Below are 20,408 nucleotides of genomic sequence, written 5' to 3' on the forward strand. Positions count from 1 at the left end.
CCCGCTTAGTTTAAGCGGGCTTTTTTTAGCATTTCAAACACAATCCTGATTATTGCAACGGCCAAGTTTTATACATCATCGATATTACTCGTACTTATCCCACTCTCGCTTTCTGCAGTACTTGTTGAGGTGGATATGTCATCACTACAAATTAAAAAATCTCATTATTTTTACCCATACGCGCAAATTGAGCGAATCATTCGATTAAAGTGGCATACTGCCTGAACTCTCCTTCTTTTAAAAACGACAATGCCAAGTCATAAACTTGGCATTGGAAAACACTTAAAACCTAGGTAAAAAAATCACTAAAAAGGTTTACTGATCCGTATAACAACACGACGGTTACGCGCCCTTTCATCCATATCATCATTGGAAGCCACATGACGACGCTCACCATGCCCGAATGTGACAATACGATCTTGAGGAATACCACTGGCAACAAAGAACTCTTTTACCGACGCAGCTCGTGTATCCGACACTTTCTGGTTTACTGAACGGCCACCATAGCTGTCGGTATATGCATCCACCAGCACTAACTCTACCAAGGGATCATAGGCTAAATATTCTTGCACCCGAGACAGTTGTTGCTGGGAGAAACGAGTTAAATCGGTTCCGCCTTCATCGTAATTTAATACAGTAAAAGCGATATCTTCAAAGCTATAGGGCAATAAATGCGCTAGACAAGCTTTAAACTCAGTATATTTACGGCCAAAATTAGCTGATGACAAACCCACAGCTATCTTATTCGACTCGTTATACCAATCAGCATAGTAAAACGTTGGTTCCATACCGCGACTCAACTCTGCCAACATAGACCAAGCTGCACGCTTAGGCACTTCACCGTTAAAGTACTTTTGATAATGTAATGACGTGATCTCTTTCGATACCACACCAGGACGCCACTGCGGCGCGCGGCTAATTAATTTAGCCTGCGTCACTTGATCAGGTTTTACCCACATATCTAAGGTAAAAGTCATATTCTGCTGTTTACCCGCTTCACTGGTAAAAATTGCTTTACCGTATGAAGGAATATCATGCTCAAGGCGACAGACGATGGGCGTATTTTCACTCACTCGCCACTGGGAATCACTTAAAGAGGCGACATAATGGCGCAACTCTGCCATTGCAGTTGCTGGAACGCATAAAATTGATACTAATATCAGTTTTCGCCACATAGCCTTTACTCATGTTTAATCGGTTACATGGCTTTATCGGCAAACTATTTAGTTCCTTTAGCTCATAAAACCACCAATCAAGCATGACACACCCCAACACATTTAGCATAATAGCGCCCTGTGAATTTTCTTGAGTACTTTATGAGTGACATTTGCGACGCGAACAAATTGAAATACCGATTTCGAGGCTACTTTCCCGTAGTCATTGATGTCGAAACTGCGGGCTTCAACTCTCAAACCGATGCGTTGCTAGAAATTGCCGTCACCCTACTAAAAATGGACAATGAAGGTGTGATAGGAATCGATAAAACCCTACACTTCCACATTGAGCCCTTTGAAGGTGCAAATTTAGAACCCGAAGCGTTAGCATTCAACGGTATTGATCCCACTAATCCGTTACGGGGAGCGGTGAGCGAGAAAGAAGCCTTTTTAGAAATCTTTAAAGCCGTGAAGAAAGCCCAAAAAGCCTCCGACTGCCATCGCAGTATCATAGTGGCGCACAATGCGGCATTCGATCATGGTTTTGTGAGTAAGGCGATAGAACGTTGCGACTTAAAACGCTCGCCGTTTCATCCTTTTGCCACCTTTGACACAGCTACGCTTGCCGGACTCGCCATTGGTCATACCGTACTTGCCAAGGCATGCATTATGGCGGGTATTCCCTTCGATAATAAAGAAGCCCATTCGGCGCTATATGATACCGAACGTACCGCGGAGCTTTTTTGTCACATAGTGAATCGTTGGAAATCATTAGGTGGCTGGCCGTTACTGGCCGTGGATGCGCAGGATGCAGAAAGCGGTACTGTGGAATAAATTGAACAGTTAACAATAGATCTTCAGCAATGAAAAAACAAAAAAGCTGCCATTGGCAGCTTTTTTCATTTAACAGGCGACTGTGATTAGAAAAGGACTAATTACAGTGAGCTTGCGTTTTCAGACAGGTAAGCAGCAACACCTTCAGTGCTTGCATTCATACCTTTATCGCCTTTTTCCCAGCCAGCAGGACAAACATCACCGTGCTCTTCATGGAATTGCAGTGCATCGATCATACGTAGCATTTCATCAACGTTACGGCCTAATGGCAGATCGTTAACAACTTGGTGACGAACCATGCCTTCTTTGTCGATCAAGAATGAACCACGGAAAGCCACACCCGCTTCTGGATGCTCAACATCGTATGCTTTGCAGATTTCATGTTTAACATCAGCCACTAGCGTGTATTTAACTTGGCCAATACCGCCTTTTTCAACTGGGGTGTTACGCCATGCATTGTGGGTAAACTGAGAATCGATAGACACACCAATCACTTCTACGCCACGCTTAGTGAACTCTTCCATACGGTGATCAAAAGCGATCAACTCTGATGGGCAAACGAAAGTGAAGTCAAGTGGATAGAAGAATACGACGGCTGGTTTGCCTTTGATGGCTGCAGTCAAGTTAAAGCTATCAACGATTTCGCCAGAACCTAATACAGCTGCAGCAGTAAAATCAGGAGCCTGACGGCCTACTAATACGCTCATTTTATATCTCCATCTATGAGTTGAACTAAGTGTAAGGCAAGATGCCTTCTAGCCAGTATGTTCTCAACCTAGGTCAAGTTAAATCCTTACTGATTAAAAGGTGTTCTTACCAATCAAATCCTTAGGCATTATAAGTCGTGTGCTGTGCCTTACAACCTATTTAAGACCAATATCACATTTTTCAAGGGTATTTCCGTTTTGCCTGACTAAGGATAGAGCAATCTGTGTATCCAGTGTGCGGAGCAATCCACATTCAGCTAACAGACAAAAACCAGCATGATCACATTTTCAGATATTTTTCAGATAAGCCCTCAGCAAACTGGACATCCACTGCCTTTGCAGTCGAAAATAGCTCCTTTGGCTTAAAGAATTAAGAAAATTGATAATGAATGCAGTCGTAATTGCAGTGTGCTTAATGTTAGCACTCAGTTTAGCTAGGGTGAATGTGGTTATTGCCCTGACCGTGAGCGCCCTCGTGGCGGGATTGGTAGGCGGAATGGATCTGCACCAAACTATAGATGCCTTTAATACAGGCTTAGGTGGCGGCGCACAAATTGCGCTCAGTTATGCATTATTAGGCGCCTTCGCTGTCGCACTATCGCATTCAGGCTTAACGACGCTGATTTCTAGAAGCATCATTAGTAGCCTTGGACAAGATCCTAATCCCACTAACACTAACTGGGTACGCTGGTTACTGCTGTTATCGCTACTCGTTATGTCGATGGCTTCACAGAATATTTTACCGATCCATATCGCCTTCATTCCGATTTTAGTGCCACCACTCTTACATGTGATGACCAAACTGAACATCGACCGCCGCCTTGTGGCTTGTGTTCTCACCTTCGGCCTAGTCACCACCTATATGATTTTACCGATTGGTTTTGGTGGCATTTTCTTAAATGATATTCTGCTTTCCAACTTAACCAGCAATGGCTTAGCCGCTGCTCGCGAGCAAATTCCGCCAGCCATGTTAATCCCTGCCGCGGGTATGGTCGTAGGGTTACTCACTGCAGTATTCATCAGTTACCGTAAACCTCGGACTTACGACGAGGCAAAAGTGTTGGTCGCTGAACCTGAAGAAAATCTCAACAAACGCAATATCATCATTGCTGCACTGGCGATATTAGCCACTCTCATCGTACAACTTGAAACTGACTCTATGATTTTTGGTGCCTTAGTCGGCTTCATGATTTTCAGTTTTTCGGGTGCCTTGAAGCATGTCGCCGACCAAGATATCTTCAACCAAGGTGTGCGAATGATGGCCAATATCGGCTTTATCATGATTTCAGCCGCAGGCTTTGCCGCTGTAGTGAAAGAAACCGGTGAAGTGGGTACGCTTGTGGCCTCGCTTAGCGACATCATTGGGGATAATAAAGCCCTCGCAGCCTTTTTGATGCTACTGGTTGGGCTACTGATCACTATGGGAATTGGGTCGTCTTTCTCCACCATTCCAATTATCGCGACGATATATGTACCATTGGCATTGAGTTTTGGTTTTTCAGTAGCGGCCACAATCGCGTTAGTTGGCACTGCAGCCGCGCTGGGTGATGCGGGCTCGCCAGCATCAGATTCCACCTTAGGTCCCACTGCAGGTTTGAATGCCGATGGTCAACACGACCACATTCGTGACAGCGTGATCCCAACATTTATCCACTACAATATTCCACTATTAGTGTTTGGGTGGATTGCGGCCATGGTGTTGTAAGTGTTATCGCAGATGTTTACATTACCGGATTAGAAAGTAACAACAGCGCGGCATTCTCCGCGCTGTTTTTTATCTCGGGTATTCACTTTATTGCGGGCAGCTGGTTAACTCACTGATTCACTCGATAACTCACGTACTAATTAACGTAATAATTAAGATGTCGGGTCAAGTTTGCGACTCCCTTGCCTATTCTTTTTATCTTCATATAACGCTTTATCCGCCGCTTGTAGCACTGCCTCAAAGGAAGCATAATCTTGCGAATCAGCCACACCGCAGGAGACTGTCAGCACATTTAAAAACTGCCGCTCTGCGACCGCCTGACGTAAATGTTCAGCCAACAATAAGGCCCGTTCAAAAGTACAATTGGCTAAGATAACGACAAACTCATCACCGCCGGTTCTGATTAACAAATCATTTTCTCGAAATACACTGCGCATCGCATCAACAATTTGCATGATCGCCATATCCCCGAGTTTATGCCCATAGGTATCATTAATGGTTTTGATTTTGTCGCCGTCCACGCAAATCACCGCGTAATGCCCCTTAGTTGCGACATCAAACAGTGTGGTCTCATAGACTTTCTTATTATAGGTTCGAGTAAAAGCATCCAATAACATCGCTTCACTAAACCGTTGACGCTCAGTACGAAGTTTCCTAAAACGATTGATATTAATTTGAACGAAGAAGATCACGATAGATAACAAAAACCACAGGGGCAAATTCCACACAATGAAACGAAATATACTGATTTTATATGTCAGTGAAGTCATGTTATCTAAATGATTTGTCATCGAATAAAACAAGAACTCCGGCGTCAGTTCAGCCCAAAGGCTATCTGTCGTGATCACCAACTCAGTACCATAATCCGTTTTCTGCAATTCAACATGTTTATTACGCATAAAAACCGACGTCATTAAGGCCGTGTCGGCAATAACATCACCGATGAAATGATTAGGATCATTAGATGATGAAATCGGTGATGCCATCGATAAAATGACTTTCCCACTGACTTCATCTTGATAAGGAATGGATAATACGATTCCATCGGCTAAGGACTCTGGGGTCGCGTCTTTCGCGCAATAGTGCAGACTCTGACAAAACTCATTCGTTGAAGTACGGTCTTTAATCAGCCGCGCTTTTACGTCCTCAGGAATTGGGGAGGCAAAATACATGGCATCACTGCGATAAAGTCCCACATACAGGAATATATCTTCGACATTGGTCTTTTTACTGGTTTTACTGGAATAGAGATAATCAAAATAGCGTAATACTTGCTCTTCTTCTGCGGAAAGCACTCCCCCTTGCGGCAGCATTAATCTAGAAGGGTCAAGCTGAAAAAGCGCTAAAGAGGATTTATTGAAATCAATAATATCGTGCAGAGATAAGCTTTTACCAAGCAGTTCAATATAACTCGGTGTAAGTTGCTCGTTTTTTACAAAAGACACAAAGGATTTATGCTCTCTATCGATTTTAAACGGTAATAAAATAAGTAGGAGTACGACAAACAAGAGGGTCGCAAATTCAAATGATCGACGCAATAATAACCAGTTGAGAGCCGAATTTCCCATAATTCCTCTTAATCCCTGTTCTACCGACAATGTACCTTGCACAAAACGTAAACTGCGATCAATAAAATTGCAAAATAAGCCAATAAAAACAACTTCAATAGATAATTATTATTTACCTTATCCTAAACTTTAGCAGCTTAAGATAAAGTTGTTATTACTGTATTGAACAAAAACAAAAAGGGAGCCTAGGCTCCCTTACTGACCACATCCGCTCAATTGAGCATCAGCAACTCTAATTCTTTAGCAACTTTGGCTATTTAGTACCAAAGATTTTATCGCCCGCATCACCCAGACCTGGCAGGATATAACCTTTCTCGTTTAAGCATCTATCGATAGCAGCAGTATATAATTCGATATCCGGATGCGCCGCTTCTAAGGCTTTAATGCCTTCAGGCGCAGCCACTAGCACTAAGGCCTTAATTGAAGTACAACCGCGCTTTTTCAATAAATCGACGGTCGCAATCATAGAACCACCTGTCGCCAACATAGGGTCGACAACTAAGGCGATACGCTCGTTCATGTCGCTGGCCAGCTTCTCAAAATAAGGCACAGGCTCAAGAGTCTCTTCGTCACGGTAAATACCGACAACTGAGATACGCGCACTTGGAATGTGCTCGAGTACGCCGTCCATCATACCCAAACCCGCACGTAAAATTGGCACGACAGTGACTTTTTTACCTTTGATTTGATCGACTTCAACCGGACCGTTCCAGCCTTCAATCGTCACCGTTTCAGTTTCGAAATCTGCGGTAGCTTCATAGGTTAATAAACTACCCACTTCGGCGGCTAGTTCACGGAAACGTTTAGTGCTAATGTCACCTTCGCGCATTAAACCGATTTTGTGACGCACTAAAGGATGTTTAACCTCGACAACTTTCATTTTTCTCTCCTGCTTATTTTTCGGCGTATTATTTTAGGCAAATTTTTCAGATTCTAGTTGATTTGTTTACTAGGTAAAACAGAAAGTTTTGCCATTCGGTCTAATCGTGAGCTATCTCCCAAGAATAATCCCCAATCGTCTAAGATACCTACTGTGATTTACTATTTTGTGACCAAACTCAAGACCTCTAAAAATAGAATATCTCGCATTCAGACCAAAAAAACTCCGCCGAGGGGCATAAATCCAAATCATGACTTTCGACCCCTAGCACAAGCTGGTAGAATACCGCCGCATAAAATCCAATAACGATGTACCCGAGAGGATCCCTCCGTGAGCACACCTACCCCACTGAGCTATAAAGATGCCGGCGTTGATATTGATGCAGGTAATGCACTGGTAAGTAACATTAAAGCAGCCGTTAAACGTACCCGTCGTCCAGAAGTTATGGGCAACTTAGGTGGTTTTGGCGCCCTGTGTGAAATCCCCACTAAATACAAACAACCGGTTTTAGTGTCTGGCACCGATGGTGTTGGGACTAAATTACGTTTAGCTATCGACTATAAAAAACATGACACTGTCGGCATAGACTTAGTCGCCATGTGTGTGAACGATCTGATCGTTCAAGGCGCTGAGCCACTGTTTTTCCTCGATTACTACGCAACAGGCAAGCTCGATGTAGAAACGGCAACGTCCGTCGTCAACGGCATCGGCGAAGGTTGTTTCCAATCTGGTTGTGCGTTAATTGGCGGTGAAACCGCTGAAATGCCAGGCATGTATGAAGGTGAAGATTACGACCTAGCGGGTTTCTGCGTGGGTGTAGTTGAAAAAGCCGACATTATTGACGGTAGCAAAGTGGCAGCGGGTGATGCGCTTATTGCATTAGCCTCAAGCGGCCCTCATTCAAATGGTTACTCTTTAGTACGTAAAGTATTAGAAGTGAGCCAAGCAGACCCTCAACAAGATCTCAACGGCAAACCGCTGATTGAACATCTACTTGAGCCAACCAAAATTTACGTAAAATCATTGCTCAAACTGATTGAAGCATCTGATGTCCATGCGATGGCGCACATTACTGGCGGCGGCTTCTGGGAAAACATCCCACGCGTACTGCCAGATAATTTAAAAGCGGTTATCCAAGGCGATTCATGGCAATGGCCCGCTGTTTTCAGTTGGTTAATGGAAAATGGCAACATTGCAGAATACGAAATGTATCGCACCTTCAACTGTGGCGTCGGCATGTTAGTTGCGCTGCCAGCCGATAAAGTGGATGAAGCACTTGCATTACTGGCTGCAGAAGGCGAACAAGCATGGCTTATCGGTGCTATCGCACATCGTGAAGGCAATGAAGAGCAAGTGGAGATCCTGTAATGCCCCAGAGCTGTCGTGTAGTTGTATTAATTTCCGGAAATGGCAGTAACCTGCAAGCGGTTATCGACGGTTGCGACGATAATCTGCAGGCCGAAGTTGTCGGAGTCATCAGTAATAAACCCGATGCCTATGGCCTAGTGCGCGCCCATCATGGCGAAATTGATACCAGCTGCGTGATAGCTCACCAAGGTGAATCTCGCTCTGAATACGATGCACGTTTAATGACAGTGATTGAAAAGTATCAGCCCGATTTAATCGTGTTGGCGGGATTTATGCGGATCTTAACCGATGATTTCGTGAATCATTACCTAGGTCGCATGATCAATATTCATCCTTCGCTGCTACCGAAATACACTGGCTTAAACACCCATCAACGTGCCATAGACGCGAACGACAGCGAACATGGTGCCAGCGTGCATTTTGTCACGCCAGAGCTGGATGCGGGCCCAGTGATATTACAGGCCAAAGTGCCTGTTTATGAAGACGATACGGCTGATATTCTCGCCGCCCGCGTGCATGAGCAAGAACATGCTATTTATCCGCTCGTGGTGAAATGGTTTAGTCAGCAACGTCTTAACATGCAAAATGGCCAAGCCTATCTCGATGGCAACCTTATCGGCCCAAGCGGTTACGCGCCCGATTAGTTCCACTTGACCGTAAGTTGTACCAATCAAAAAAATAGAGACCTTCGGGTCTCTATTTTTTTAACTATTTTCAACAAAAGCATTGTTTTCTTAGGCAATGTGGCATTAGATAACTTAACGAAAAAGTGATTTTTGATCGGCATGACAAGAGACTATTAGATGAAAAATATTATCTGCGATATCGATGGTGTACTACTGCACGACAATAAACTGATCCCCGGCAGCGACAAATTTATCCAGCGAATTTTAGAGCAAGGCAATCCGTTAGTAATATTGACTAACTATCCCGTACAAACGGGTAAGGATCTGCAAAACCGTTTAAGTGCCGCCGGTATTGATATTCCTGAAGAATGCTTTTACACCTCCGCCATGGCCACCGCCGACTTTTTAAAACACCAAGAAGGCAGCAAGGCCTATGTCATTGGCGAAGGCGCCCTCACCCACGAACTCTACAAAGCAGGCTTTACCATTACAGTGGTCTAATACGTATTGCACTTATAGTAATGCCTCTCGCACTACTTCACAAACCTCATTTTAAAACAGCTAGTTACCTCCCTAATTCTTGCCATATCTACATAACGCGATAGAATGCTTCTAATAACATTTTGCACAGTAATAGGAGCACACATGGAAGTAATTAATAACATGAACGAAGAAAGCTTTCTAAAAAAGAATAATATCTCAACTGAAGATTGGGAAAAATCCAAAATTGACTGGCCTACGTTGCAAAAAATAGGCGCAGACCATCAAGCAAAGCTTGAGGAAAGGAAAGAAAGTGCTGAACTATTTGCACGAATGATCCAGAGATGCCCAAAGGTTCATTCTGTTAGGTGGCGAGTTAAAGATCCTGAACACTTGATGGAAAAAATTGTTAGAAAAACTATTGAAGGCAGCGACACATACAATAAAATTTACTTGGAGATTAATGCAGATAATTATCATGAAATAGTTACTGATTTAGTCGGAGTGAGAGCTCTTCATTTATTTAAAGATGATTGTTTTGGAATTGATGAATATCTTCGTAATCTTTGGACAACAAAAGAGCAACCAGTCTACTACGTAAGAAACGGAGACGACGAGACTACTGACCTTGAGAGATTTGAAGTTAAGCAGCATCCAGCAGGATATCGTTCTATTCATTATGTTTTTGAATCTACGCCATTAAAACAAAAGATATATACAGAAGTTCAAGTAAGAACAATCTTCGAAGAAGGTTGGAGTGAAATAGACCATAAAGTTAGATACCCTAATTTCTCAGATAATGAACAAGTTTCATACTTTCTGAGAATTTTTAATAGGCTTGCTGGTAGCGCAGACGAAATGGGCACTTTCGTTAAAGAATTAGTTACTGAGCTTAAAGCAACTGCATCACAACTCAATGATATTGCAAATGAAAACGCTAAAATAAAAGAAGAAAATGAAAAAAATATAGCTAAAATTGATAACTTGTTTATTAAACTTGAAGCTTCAAATGGACAAAATCGTTCGCAAAACACACTGGTTAGTCAGTTAAAAGCAGAAGTTGACAAATTAAAATCGCAATCGCATAAGGAGGTTTTTACATCAAATAGTAAGTCTAAATTATACAAATCCGAGGATATTATTACTTTGCTAAATGTCGTGAATTCAAACGTGAAAACGTTTGATTATGGGACCGTAAAAACTTCTCCACAAAATATCCATACCATCATAGGTAATAAGAAACCGCGAGAAAAGTAGGGCTATCAATTTAAGCCCTTACTAAACACATCATAAAATTGTTGTTATAGTAAGGGTAAAGCCTTCAAGTCAGGTGTCAATATCAAAGTGGTCTAATACAATCTGCACTTATAGTAATACCTCTCGCACTACTTCACAAACCTCATTTTAAAACAGCTAGTTACCTCCCTACTTCTTGCCATATCTTGCTAACGCGATAGAATGCTTCTAATAACATTGTTTTGTGAGGCATAGATGGAAAAGCAAGAAATCATTGAAAAGTTAGTTGAACTTAAAAATAGGCTTATAGAGGATGTTTATCAGGCGTATGAGCAGCAATCTTCTAGTTATGGTCGCCCACGTTTTGAATCTTGGCAGAAGATTGTTATTAAGTTTTTTACACAACACATGCCTAACGAAGTCCAACATTTTAATGAAAAAGCAAACCCAACATATGTTGTCTTTCCTCGTAAAAATGGCATGACTGATGCTGGCTACTTTTGGAAAGTAACAGGGCAGCGAATGGATGCTTATATGGGCAACTTAATCACTGACATTACCAATGATGAATATGATTTCACCCCAATCAACAAGGAAGTTCAAGACGTGAAAACAACGCCTAAAGAAAAATCAAAAAATGTGTTTATCGTCCACGGCCACAACAACGAAGTTAAAGAACGAACCGCCCGCTTCATCCATAAGTTAGGTTTTGAACCAATCATTCTTCACGAACAAGCTAGTGGCGGCAGCACTACAATCATCGAAAAAATCTTGGAGTATGCTAAGACAACTGGCTTCGCGATTGTCCTCTACACCGCTGATGATGTAGGTGGAATAAAGAATACAGAACCGAACGGTCTTAAACCAAGAGCACGACAAAATGTTGTCTTTGAACATGGCTTATTGATTGGTCTACTTGGGCGAGAAAATGTTGTGCCATTAGTTGCGGATAACATTGAGATACCAAACGATATTAGTGGTGTCGTTTACGTCAGAGATGACTGGCAAACAGCTATAGCTAAAGAAATGAAGAAAGCAGGTTACGAGATCGACTTCAACAAGCTTTTCTAAGTTTTGATTGAAAGCCCTTACTAAACACATCATAAAATTGTTGTTATAGTAAGGGTTAAGCCTTCAAGTCAGGTGCTAACATTACCGATATTAATCCCGATTTTGTGATTGTCGGTGAAACCCGCTCCTACAACTGGGAGATGATCCATAAAGCCGCAGGCTTCATCGCACGCGGCGCGCGCTTTATTGCCACCAATCCCGATACTCATGGTCCAGCCTACAGCCCTGCTTGTGGCGCACTCTGCTCGCCCATCGAACGTATTACCGGTAAAAAACCTTTCTACGTGGGCAAACCGAGTGCTTGGATTATTCGCTCAGCGCTTAATCATATTGATGGACACTCGGAAGACACTGTCATCATAGGTGACAATATGCGTACCGATATTTTGGCGGGCTTCCAAGCAGGGCTTGAAACCATTCTGGTCACCAGTGGCGTGAGTAAGCTTGAAGATATCGACAAAGAACCCTTCCGCCCGAACCATGTGTTTGCCTGCGCTGGCGATATCGACGTTGTTTAAACAATGGTCTAAACCTTTGTCTAATCCTACGTCTAGCAATTCATCCTTGCCAGACCTTTAAACATTACCTATGTAACACGCCTCGCCCAAAGGCGTATTGCATAGGGTAAAGCAACATTAAGTAACATATTCGCCTTCTTCTCAGCCTTGTGGCTCACAGCGGCTTGCTTCATGATAAGCCTCGCTTCTGATTGATTAACATAAATCTAAAATACCTTAATTAAAACAACAGTAGGATTAACCTATGCGACGTCTGTATCCACTCTGTGCGTTGGCCATGCTCAGTGCCTGTAGTCCTAATGCACCAGAGCCTGATGGCAACAACACTTTGGCTGAACTCAAACCAGTGCAGTTTAATGAAGCGCGCTTTAGAAATGATATTAAAGCCCTGTCATCCGATGAATTTGAAGGCCGCGCGCCCACCACTCACGGTGAAAAACTCACCTTGGATTATTTGACCAAAGCCTTTACAGAGATGGGACTCAAGGGCGCGTACCAAGGCAGCTTTTTACAACCTGTGCCTATGGTGAGCTATACCGCAGATGAAGCGCAGCAAGTCACGCTGGCAGGATTACCCTTTAAGTACCGAAAAGATCTGGTGCTCAGCAGTCGCCACGATAACGGTGGTATTAGTATTGAGAACGCACCATTAGTCTTCGTCGGCTATGGGGTGAACGCCCCTGAATATGGTTGGAATGATTACCAAGATCTCGACATGAAAGGCAAAATCGCGGTGATCTTAGTGAACGATCCCGGCTTTGCTCGCCCTGACTCGGGTAAATTCAACGGCAAAGCCATGACCTATTACGGCCGTTGGAGCTACAAATTTGAAGAAGCCAGTCGTCAAGGCGCACTCGGCGCACTGATTATCCATGATACCGAGCCCGCCTCTTACCCTTGGTCCGTGATAGAAAATAGTTGGACTGGACCACAGCAAGATCTGGTCCTCAGTAAAGCAGAAAAAGATAGCCGTATCCAAGTCGAAGGCTGGCTTACATTGGACGCGGCTACACAACTGTTCGATAAAGCCGGTTTATCACTGCCTAATTTAATGGCACGCGCCGCCGACAGCTCAATCAATTTACCCCTTGAGCAAACGGCCAACATCGCCTTTAAAAATAAAGCCGAATACGCGAATAGCTACAATGTGGTCGCCACACTTCCCGGCAGCACACAAGCCGACGAGCAAATCTTGTTTACCGCTCATTGGGATCACATAGGTAAAGACGAGACGAAAACAGGCGATCAAATTTATAACGGTGCCATGGATAATGCCTCGGGCACTGCTGGCATTCTCGAAATCGCCAGACAATTAGCCGACAATGCCAAACAAGGCCATGGTTTAGCGCGCTCGGTCACCTTTATCGCTACCACTGGTGAAGAACAGGGCTTACTCGGTTCACGCTATTACGCCGCTAATCCACTTTATCCTATCGACAAAACCGTGGCAGTGTTAAACCTCGACAGCACTAATATCTATGGCAAAACCAAAGACTTTACCATCGTCGGCAAAGGTAAATCTGAGTTAGAAACTTATCTTATCGATGCGGCTAAACAACAAAACCGCATCGCCATGGGTGAGAAAAATCCCGCTTCGGGCGGTTTCTTCCGTTCAGATCATTTCAGCTTTGCCAAACTTGGCGTGCCAGCGGTATTTGCTGGCGGCGGTAGCAACCCCGTTGACGAAGCCACGGCTGCTTATAAAACTCAAATGCAAGCCACGATGAAAGGCTGTTATCACAATGTCTGCGATGAATACCGTGAAGACTGGGATTTGAGCGGCGCGCTGCAAGACTTGCAAATCTACTACCAAGTCACACGCATATTGGGCAACAGTAAAGATTGGCCGGGATACTATCAAGGCGCAGAATTCAATAGCCTGCGCCCAGCCAAAACGACGCTTGTAACGGACACAAAATAACAGGCTAAGTCAGTGGCTTCTTACGAGAGACAGCTTAGTTAGTCGTCTCTTACTTGGCGCCTGCTAGTCGCACCGGTGAAATAAAGCGCCTCCTCCGCCAGCCAAAGCGCCAAACAAGACCTACAAGCACGTGAACCATTCACGTGCTTTTTTGTTTTCAGCCCACAAAAAATGCCGTTATCGCGAAATATCCATCCTGCCACACAATTCTGAATAGTCTTATGCCATTGGTTGATGTCAAACTCGGCGCATTAATTGATTAAAAATAAAACACTTAAACGGGGCAACTCATTGTTTAAGGTCTTTTTTAGCGGTTTTTCTATCATCGATACTTTTTTAAAACACATTGTGAATTCCCCAAAACCCCTCATGCCAAATCAGATAATAAAAACAAATCATCAAAAATAATGCAAATTAAATGAATTATTCTCAAATAAAATCATTAAACATAAACATCTAAATCAACAAAAACACCAATAAACAGATAAAACTTCAAAAATAGTGTTTGGCAAATACCTAAATTGCTGGCACATTAAACCTCAATTGAGACATCCTCAAATGACAGACAGTGTGGGAGTTGTACTATGTGTTCAATCTTTTCGATTTTAGATATCCAATCTGATGCCAAAGAACTGCGCCAAGTCGCGCTAGAAATGTCTAAGCTAATGCGCCACCGTGGCCCTGACTGGTCAGGTATTTATGCCAGTGATAAGGCAATTCTTGCCCACGAACGTTTAGCGATTGTTGACATTGAACACGGTGCTCAGCCGCTGCTGACTGAAGATGGCAGTTTGATCCTCGCGGTCAACGGCGAAATCTATAACCACAAAGAATTGAAAGCCCAGCTAGGCGATAAGTACAGCTATCAAACCAACTCTGACTGCGAAGTAATCTTGGCGCTGTATCAAGAATACGGCACTGAATTTCTTGATAAATTAAACGGTATCTTCGCCTTTGTGTTATATGACAAAGCCCAAGACAGATACCTTATCGGCCGCGATCACATGGGTATTATCCCGCTATACACAGGCCGTGACGCTGCGGGTAACTTCTATGTTGCCTCCGAAATGAAAGCCTTGATGCCAGTGTGTAAAACGGTAGAGGAATTCTTACCGGGCCAATATTTGTACTCAAGCGATGCCGCCGCGGTGAAATACTACACTCGCGATTGGCAAAGCTATGATGCGGTTAAAGATAACCCAGCCAGCCAAGAAGAATTGCGTGACGCATTAGAAGCAGCGGTCAAACGTCAATTAATGTCAGACGTGCCCTATGGTGTGTTGCTGTCGGGCGGCTTAGATTCATCGATCATTTCCGCCGTGACGCAAACCTTTGCTAAACGCCGGATTGAAGACGATGGCGAAACCAACGCTTGGTGGCCACAGTTACATTCCTTTGCCGTCGGCCTTGAAGGTGCGCCGGATTTAATCGCCGCCAAAAAGGTCGCCGAAGCGATTGGTACGATTCACCATGAGATCCATTTCACCTTCCAAGAAGGCTTAGATGCGATTAAAGAAGTGATTTATCACTTAGAAACCTACGATGTCACCACCATACGTGCTGCCACGCCAATGTATTTAATGGCGCGTAAAATCAAAGCGATGGGCATTAAGATGGTGTTATCGGGTGAAGGTGCTGACGAACTATTTGGCGGCTATTTATACTTCCATAAAGCGCCAAACGCACAGGCATTCCACGAGGAGTTAGTCCGCAAACTCGATAAGCTGCATCTGTTCGATTGTCTGCGAGCCAACAAAGCCATGGCCGCTTGGGGATTAGAAGCTCGCGTGCCCTTCCTCGATAAAGAGTTTATGGATGTGGCGATGCGCATCAACCCTGAAGCGAAAATGTCTAAGGATGGCCGTATTGAGAAACATATTCTGCGTAAAGCCTTTGAGCACAAATTGCCAAAAGAAGTAGCGTGGCGTCAGAAGGAACAATTCAGTGACGGCGTTGGCTACTCTTGGATTGACGGTTTGAAAGAACAAGCTGCAGCGCGTGTGGATGATTTACAATTGGCGAACGCGAAATTCCGTTTCCCATACAACACGCCAGAAACCAAAGAAGCTTATTTCTATCGCTGCTTCTTTGAGGAACATTATCCACTGAGCGGCGCTGCAGAAACGGTTCCAGGCGGTAAATCCGTCGCCTGTTCAACGCCAGAAGCATTGGCTTGGGACGAAAGCTTACGCGGCATTATCGACCCATCAGGCCGAGCAGTACGCTCTGTACACACCTCAAGTTATTAATAGCCTAACGTTGAAGGACTAAGTTCATAAATTAGGTTAATGAGCTAGATTGATGAACTGGTTAATACAGCCAACCACAAGCGCCACCCTAGGGTGGCGCTTGTATTTTAATGCTTTTTACTTTTATTGCTTACTCGCGTACAAAATGGTGACTTAGCTAAAATACCAAACTAGGCCGACAACGCACTGAATGGCTTGATTTGAGAGTGAGTTTGAGTGTGGGTTTGAGTGTGAGCGTTGGTTTGCACTTGAGTTTGAAAATAAGCATTACTCTGCGTCAACGCCATCGGATCTAAGCTTAAAAACTGCTTTCCAGCACTCAGCCCCGCATGATAATCATGGCGTAAATCCGCATCGGTACTGCCCAGCAATTTACTTTGCAAATTTTCAGCAGCAAAAATCTGCACTATCTCCACATCCTCTGGCGGATTAGCGATGAAATCCAATTCATCCTGATAGGCTTGTTCGTGCTGCACTAAGTAATCTATGGTTTTCGGACAAAAGCCAGAAACACAAATCCAAGATTTGAGTTTATGCACCCAAGCCGATTGCGCCTGAAAATCCTCGCTCACAGTACGGATCACCACAATTTTGTGGGCACCACGACGATAGGCCTCACGCACAGGTAAAGGCGCAGCTAAGCCGCCATCGAGATAAAAATCACTATCAATACCTTCGCTTAATGCTGTGCCGTGACCAGAGGCGCTATGATTAGCCGCGCCGTTATTACAGGCGTTGTCACTCAGCCAAGGCGTGAGTTTCACCCCTTGTTTATATAAAAATGGTAATGCGCTAGAAGCTTTTAGCAATTCGCGCCACTGGCCTTTACTGCTTGGACTTAAAAAATAACCCTTGCGATCACTGGCATTAGTGGTGGTGATCAGTAACTGCCGATGACCGAGTGAGGCTGTCGCCGCGTTAAGATCTAATTTAAACATCCCTTGTCGCGTCTGCTCAAAATACCAATCTAAATCGACTACATTGCCGCCGACTAACCCGCGACCGAGTCGATAGAAGCGTTTATGGCGCGATAAACCGCGGATTAAGCGTTTGGCATAACCCTTTTGGCGGGCCAAAAAACTACTGAGATTCTGTGAACCTGCTGAGGTACCGATAAATAAATCAAAGGGATCGAATCCGCCATCAAGCCAGGCATCGAGCACGCCTGCGGTGAATATACCTCGCTGACCACCACCTTCTGCAATCAGGGCCACCAGTGGGCTAGCGTTAGATTGAGTGTCTTTGGAGGCTAAGTGGCTGACGGCGTGCATAGGGAAACCTTATCGAATAATTCATATAAGGCGAGTCTAAACAAGCTGAATCAGAAAGGATAGCGGATAGAAACTATCATCTTAATAGGTAAACACTATTAAGATGATAAGTCACACAAGGTTAATCCATGCTCAAGGCACGAATACAGACAGAGAGCTACGGCGGTTATTCGCACAAGATTAACCCATTCGCTCCAGCTTGCTCATCATCCTTAACGAACAAGCTATTTTTACATCAATGCATTAAAACTTATGACTCAGTTCAAGCGTGATATTACGCGGCTCACCAGGGAAATGGCCATTACGCTCGCTAAAACCACTGACGGCATATTCTTTATCAAAGATATTTTTAAGATTTAAGCGAACTTGAGTTTGATCCCACTGGGTCGTCCAGCTCATGTCAAAAATCGTATGGGGCTTCACCGTTTGGCCATCGAGGCTGAACTGCTCGCCCACATAGTCCATACCAAAAGCAATCGCCGAATCGAGTGCATTGATATCGTAACGGGTCCATATCCCTGCTTGATGGCGCGGCGCATTGGCAAAGTGCTTACTATCAAACGTATTGGTTAAACTATCGTTCGTTACCCCTTTAACCACTTCGGTCTCGTTATAGGCATAGTTTGCCGTGACGGTCAGGTTATCGGTTAAATCCCCCACCAGCGTCCATTCAATGCCTTGACTGTGTACTTCACCCAAATTAAGTAAAGCGGGAATACCATCGTCATCACCAGTATCTAAAGGGTTAGCTTGGGCGACATTTTGTTTTTCAATCCGATACACAGCGAGCGTGGTCATAAACTGGCCATCAAGCCATTCATTTTTCATCCCAAGTTCAATTTGATTGCCCGTTTCTGGATCGAGGAAACCGTCACCAATATCTTCTGCTTGATTGGTTAAAGATGCTGGATTGAAGCTCTCTGAGTAATTCAAATAAAAGGACATTGAATCGATTGGACGATAATTAAGCCCTGCTCTTGGCGTTATCGCGTTATCGCTGAAGGAGAACCCGGTATTTTTATCATAATCATCAAACTGGCTAAAACGCAGACCGGCAATCAATGACCACTGTTCATTAAAGTGCAGATGTTCCTGTACATAAATGCCGTAACGGTTAGCGCGGGTACCATCGGTATTTTTATCCTTCAAGTTGTAACTATTAGGGTCGGTTTCACCATAGTTAAGGTCAAAAATATTCAAGTTACCAACACCATCCTTATCAGTCGCCAATTTGTACTGATATTCGGTTTCGACATAGTGATAGTCGCCGCCGAACAGGAATTCATGTTCAAAACCTAAAGCATCGAATGTATAGACAAAATCATTGGTTAAACTGATTTCATCATTAGCCCGTGCTTGAACTCGGTATTCACGCTTAATGGTGCCATCACCCATAATGGGCTTTTTATTGGCATCTAAGGTCGCCCAACCTCTCGATTCATGATATTGCTGCGTCGAATCATTATTCAGATAACGGATCTGAGTCTTGACCGAGAAATTATCGGTAAATTGATGATCGAGAATCGATTGCAGCACCAGTGCATCCATCTTCTGGAAGTCACTCTTCTCATTGGCATTATAGGAAGGTGCGACAAGGAAATTGCCCGCATCATCGACGGGAACACCGCGAAGTCGGTTACCGCCTAAATCCTGCTTAATAATATCGAAAGTGGTGGTGAGCTTAGTATCATCACTGATTTCGTAGAGTAACCCACCCGCCACTTCGGCATTTTGGCTATCGGCATTATTCCGAAAGCTATCTTCCTGCTGATAATAGGCGCCAAAGCGATAGGCAAGATTTTGGGTTAAGCCACCGGTGAAATCCAGCGAGCCGCCCATCATATCCTCGCTGCCCGTGCTTAAGGTTAGCTCTTTGCTCTCAACAAAGGTCGGTTTTTTAGTGACATAGTTGATCATGCCGCCAGGTTCACCACCGCCATAAAGTGCGGATGCAGGGCCTTTTAACACTTCAACCCGCTGCACGTTAAAGAGTTGCGGCACAGAAAATCCCGAATAGGGATCGCCCCTTACCCCATCATAAAAGACGTTGGCATCGTCACGGAAACCGCGAAAGGTTACGCCAGAATAACTAAACTCACTCACACCCGCGATTGAGCGATATAAATCGGTAATATTGCGCGCCGCTTGGTCGACGATTAACTGCTCGGTCAGCACTTGCACCGACTGCGGCAATTCCATCACATTAATCGCCGTCTTAGTGCCAACCGTCGTTTCTTTATCGACGTACATTTGCATTGCACGGCCATGGACAGCAATACGCTCAGGTGCTGCGAGTTTTATCTCCCCATCAGCTGCGGATTGAGTCGATACAGGACTGGGGACTGGTGAGCTCGTAGACAAGGTCTGCTGTGGAGCCTCTTTATCGAGTACAGTTTCAGCGGCGAATGCCGACTGATGTTGAGCGAGTGCAAGTGCAATTAATGAGTAGGCGAAACGAGTCTTCACAGAATGTTCCCAGCGCGAGCGCATAAAAATGGCATAAACCAAAGGGTTTACAAATGTATTCAAACGAATTGTCCGTCATTATAAAGAATGATTTACGAATGACAATAATTATCATTTGAATTTACACAATTGTGAAACGCGTTTAATAAATCATCGACATCAACCCACATAATCCTCGTTATGTTTGGTTATGACTCAAACGAAAGAGAGCGCCAGTAACACAAACCTTCGATGGAAGTTTTAATGTGGAATGAAATAGAGACTCACAGCATCAAGCTGAGTATTTGCGTGCAGCTTAATAAAAACAATAAGTTAAAAATTTAAACGATATAAAAATAAAAACCAGCGACAAGA

The 20,408-nt window shown here is 44.0% G+C and carries 14 protein-coding genes and 2 pseudogenes; 10 read left to right on the top strand and 6 right to left on the bottom strand.

Annotated elements, in window-relative coordinates:
* Nucleotides 1–305: 305 nt before the first annotated feature.
* Entirely contained in the window at nt 306–1,175 is an 870-nt protein-coding gene (motY, locus tag L5L91_RS01035) for a flagellar protein MotY (RefSeq protein ID WP_028760352.1), read from the bottom strand.
* A gap of 141 nt (nt 1,176–1,316) precedes the next feature.
* Between motY and rnt the strand changes: the two genes are divergently transcribed.
* Nucleotides 1,317–1,988 (top strand): ribonuclease T, encoded by a 672-nt coding sequence (rnt, locus tag L5L91_RS01040; protein ID WP_105252848.1) that lies wholly within the window; start codon nt 1,317–1,319, stop codon nt 1,986–1,988.
* A 101-nt stretch (nt 1,989–2,089) separates the two neighbouring features.
* Here rnt and L5L91_RS01045 read toward each other — a convergent pair whose 3' ends face one another.
* Nucleotides 2,090–2,695, bottom strand: a complete 606-nt coding sequence (locus L5L91_RS01045; protein WP_006081247.1) for a peroxiredoxin C — start codon at nt 2,693–2,695, stop codon at nt 2,090–2,092.
* 385 nt (nt 2,696–3,080) lie between these two features.
* Between L5L91_RS01045 and L5L91_RS01050 the strand changes: the two genes are divergently transcribed.
* Nucleotides 3,081–4,400: a Na+/H+ antiporter family protein gene (locus L5L91_RS01050; protein WP_168823896.1), complete on the top strand. Its 1,320-nt coding sequence runs from the start codon at nt 3,081–3,083 to the stop codon at nt 4,398–4,400.
* 152 nt (nt 4,401–4,552) lie between these two features.
* On the opposite strand, the gene L5L91_RS01055 is transcribed toward L5L91_RS01050, so the two are convergent.
* Entirely contained in the window at nt 4,553–5,968 is a 1,416-nt protein-coding gene (locus tag L5L91_RS01055) for a GGDEF domain-containing protein (RefSeq protein ID WP_263138223.1), read from the bottom strand.
* 253 nt (nt 5,969–6,221) lie between these two features.
* On the bottom strand, nt 6,222–6,848 hold the full coding sequence (upp, locus tag L5L91_RS01060) for a uracil phosphoribosyltransferase (protein ID WP_011789711.1): 627 nt from the start codon (nt 6,846–6,848) through the stop codon (nt 6,222–6,224).
* Nucleotides 6,849–7,178: 330 nt separating this feature from the next.
* Here upp and purM point away from each other — a divergent pair, with 330 nt between their 5' ends.
* The 8 genes and pseudogenes from purM to asnB all read left to right on the top strand — a co-directional run bounded on the left by purM (nt 7,179) and on the right by asnB (nt 16,317).
* A complete protein-coding gene (purM, locus tag L5L91_RS01065) occupies nt 7,179–8,216 on the top strand; it encodes a phosphoribosylformylglycinamidine cyclo-ligase (protein ID WP_263235470.1) in 1,038 nt (345 codons plus the stop codon).
* A complete protein-coding gene (gene purN, locus L5L91_RS01070; RefSeq protein ID WP_263235472.1) occupies nt 8,216–8,860 on the top strand; it encodes a phosphoribosylglycinamide formyltransferase in 645 nt (214 codons plus the stop codon). The genes purM and purN overlap by 1 nt, the downstream gene beginning before the upstream one ends.
* A gap of 159 nt (nt 8,861–9,019) precedes the next feature.
* Nucleotides 9,020–9,334 (top strand): annotated as a pseudogene (locus tag L5L91_RS01075) (UMP phosphatase); the annotation flags it as partial.
* Nucleotides 9,335–9,487: 153 nt separating this feature from the next.
* Nucleotides 9,488–10,579 (top strand): RelA/SpoT domain-containing protein, encoded by a 1,092-nt coding sequence (locus L5L91_RS01080; protein ID WP_263235475.1) that lies wholly within the window; start codon nt 9,488–9,490, stop codon nt 10,577–10,579.
* Between the two features lie 234 nt (nt 10,580–10,813).
* Entirely contained in the window at nt 10,814–11,629 is an 816-nt protein-coding gene (locus L5L91_RS01085; RefSeq protein ID WP_263235478.1) for a nucleotide-binding protein, read from the top strand.
* Between the two features lie 62 nt (nt 11,630–11,691).
* Nucleotides 11,692–12,147, top strand: a pseudogene (locus tag L5L91_RS01090) (HAD hydrolase-like protein); the annotation flags it as partial.
* 244 nt (nt 12,148–12,391) lie between these two features.
* Nucleotides 12,392–14,068: a M28 family metallopeptidase gene (locus L5L91_RS01095; protein WP_263235481.1), complete on the top strand. Its 1,677-nt coding sequence runs from the start codon at nt 12,392–12,394 to the stop codon at nt 14,066–14,068.
* A gap of 584 nt (nt 14,069–14,652) precedes the next feature.
* Complete coding sequence (gene asnB, locus L5L91_RS01100; RefSeq protein WP_105252850.1) at nt 14,653–16,317, top strand: asparagine synthase B; 1,665 nt, start codon at nt 14,653–14,655, stop codon at nt 16,315–16,317.
* Between the two features lie 170 nt (nt 16,318–16,487).
* Here asnB and L5L91_RS01105 read toward each other — a convergent pair whose 3' ends face one another.
* Both L5L91_RS01105 and L5L91_RS01110 read right to left on the bottom strand, forming a co-directional pair.
* Nucleotides 16,488–17,588, bottom strand: a complete 1,101-nt coding sequence (locus L5L91_RS01105; protein WP_263181071.1) for a patatin family protein — start codon at nt 17,586–17,588, stop codon at nt 16,488–16,490.
* Between the two features lie 243 nt (nt 17,589–17,831).
* Nucleotides 17,832–20,078, bottom strand: a complete 2,247-nt coding sequence (locus L5L91_RS01110; RefSeq protein ID WP_263235652.1) for a TonB-dependent siderophore receptor — start codon at nt 20,076–20,078, stop codon at nt 17,832–17,834.
* Nucleotides 20,079–20,408: the final 330 nt, after the last annotated feature.

The sequence above is a fragment of the Shewanella sp. SM55 genome (assembly GCF_025654025.1).
Classification (GTDB): Bacteria; Pseudomonadota; Gammaproteobacteria; order Enterobacterales; family Shewanellaceae; genus Shewanella; species Shewanella oncorhynchi.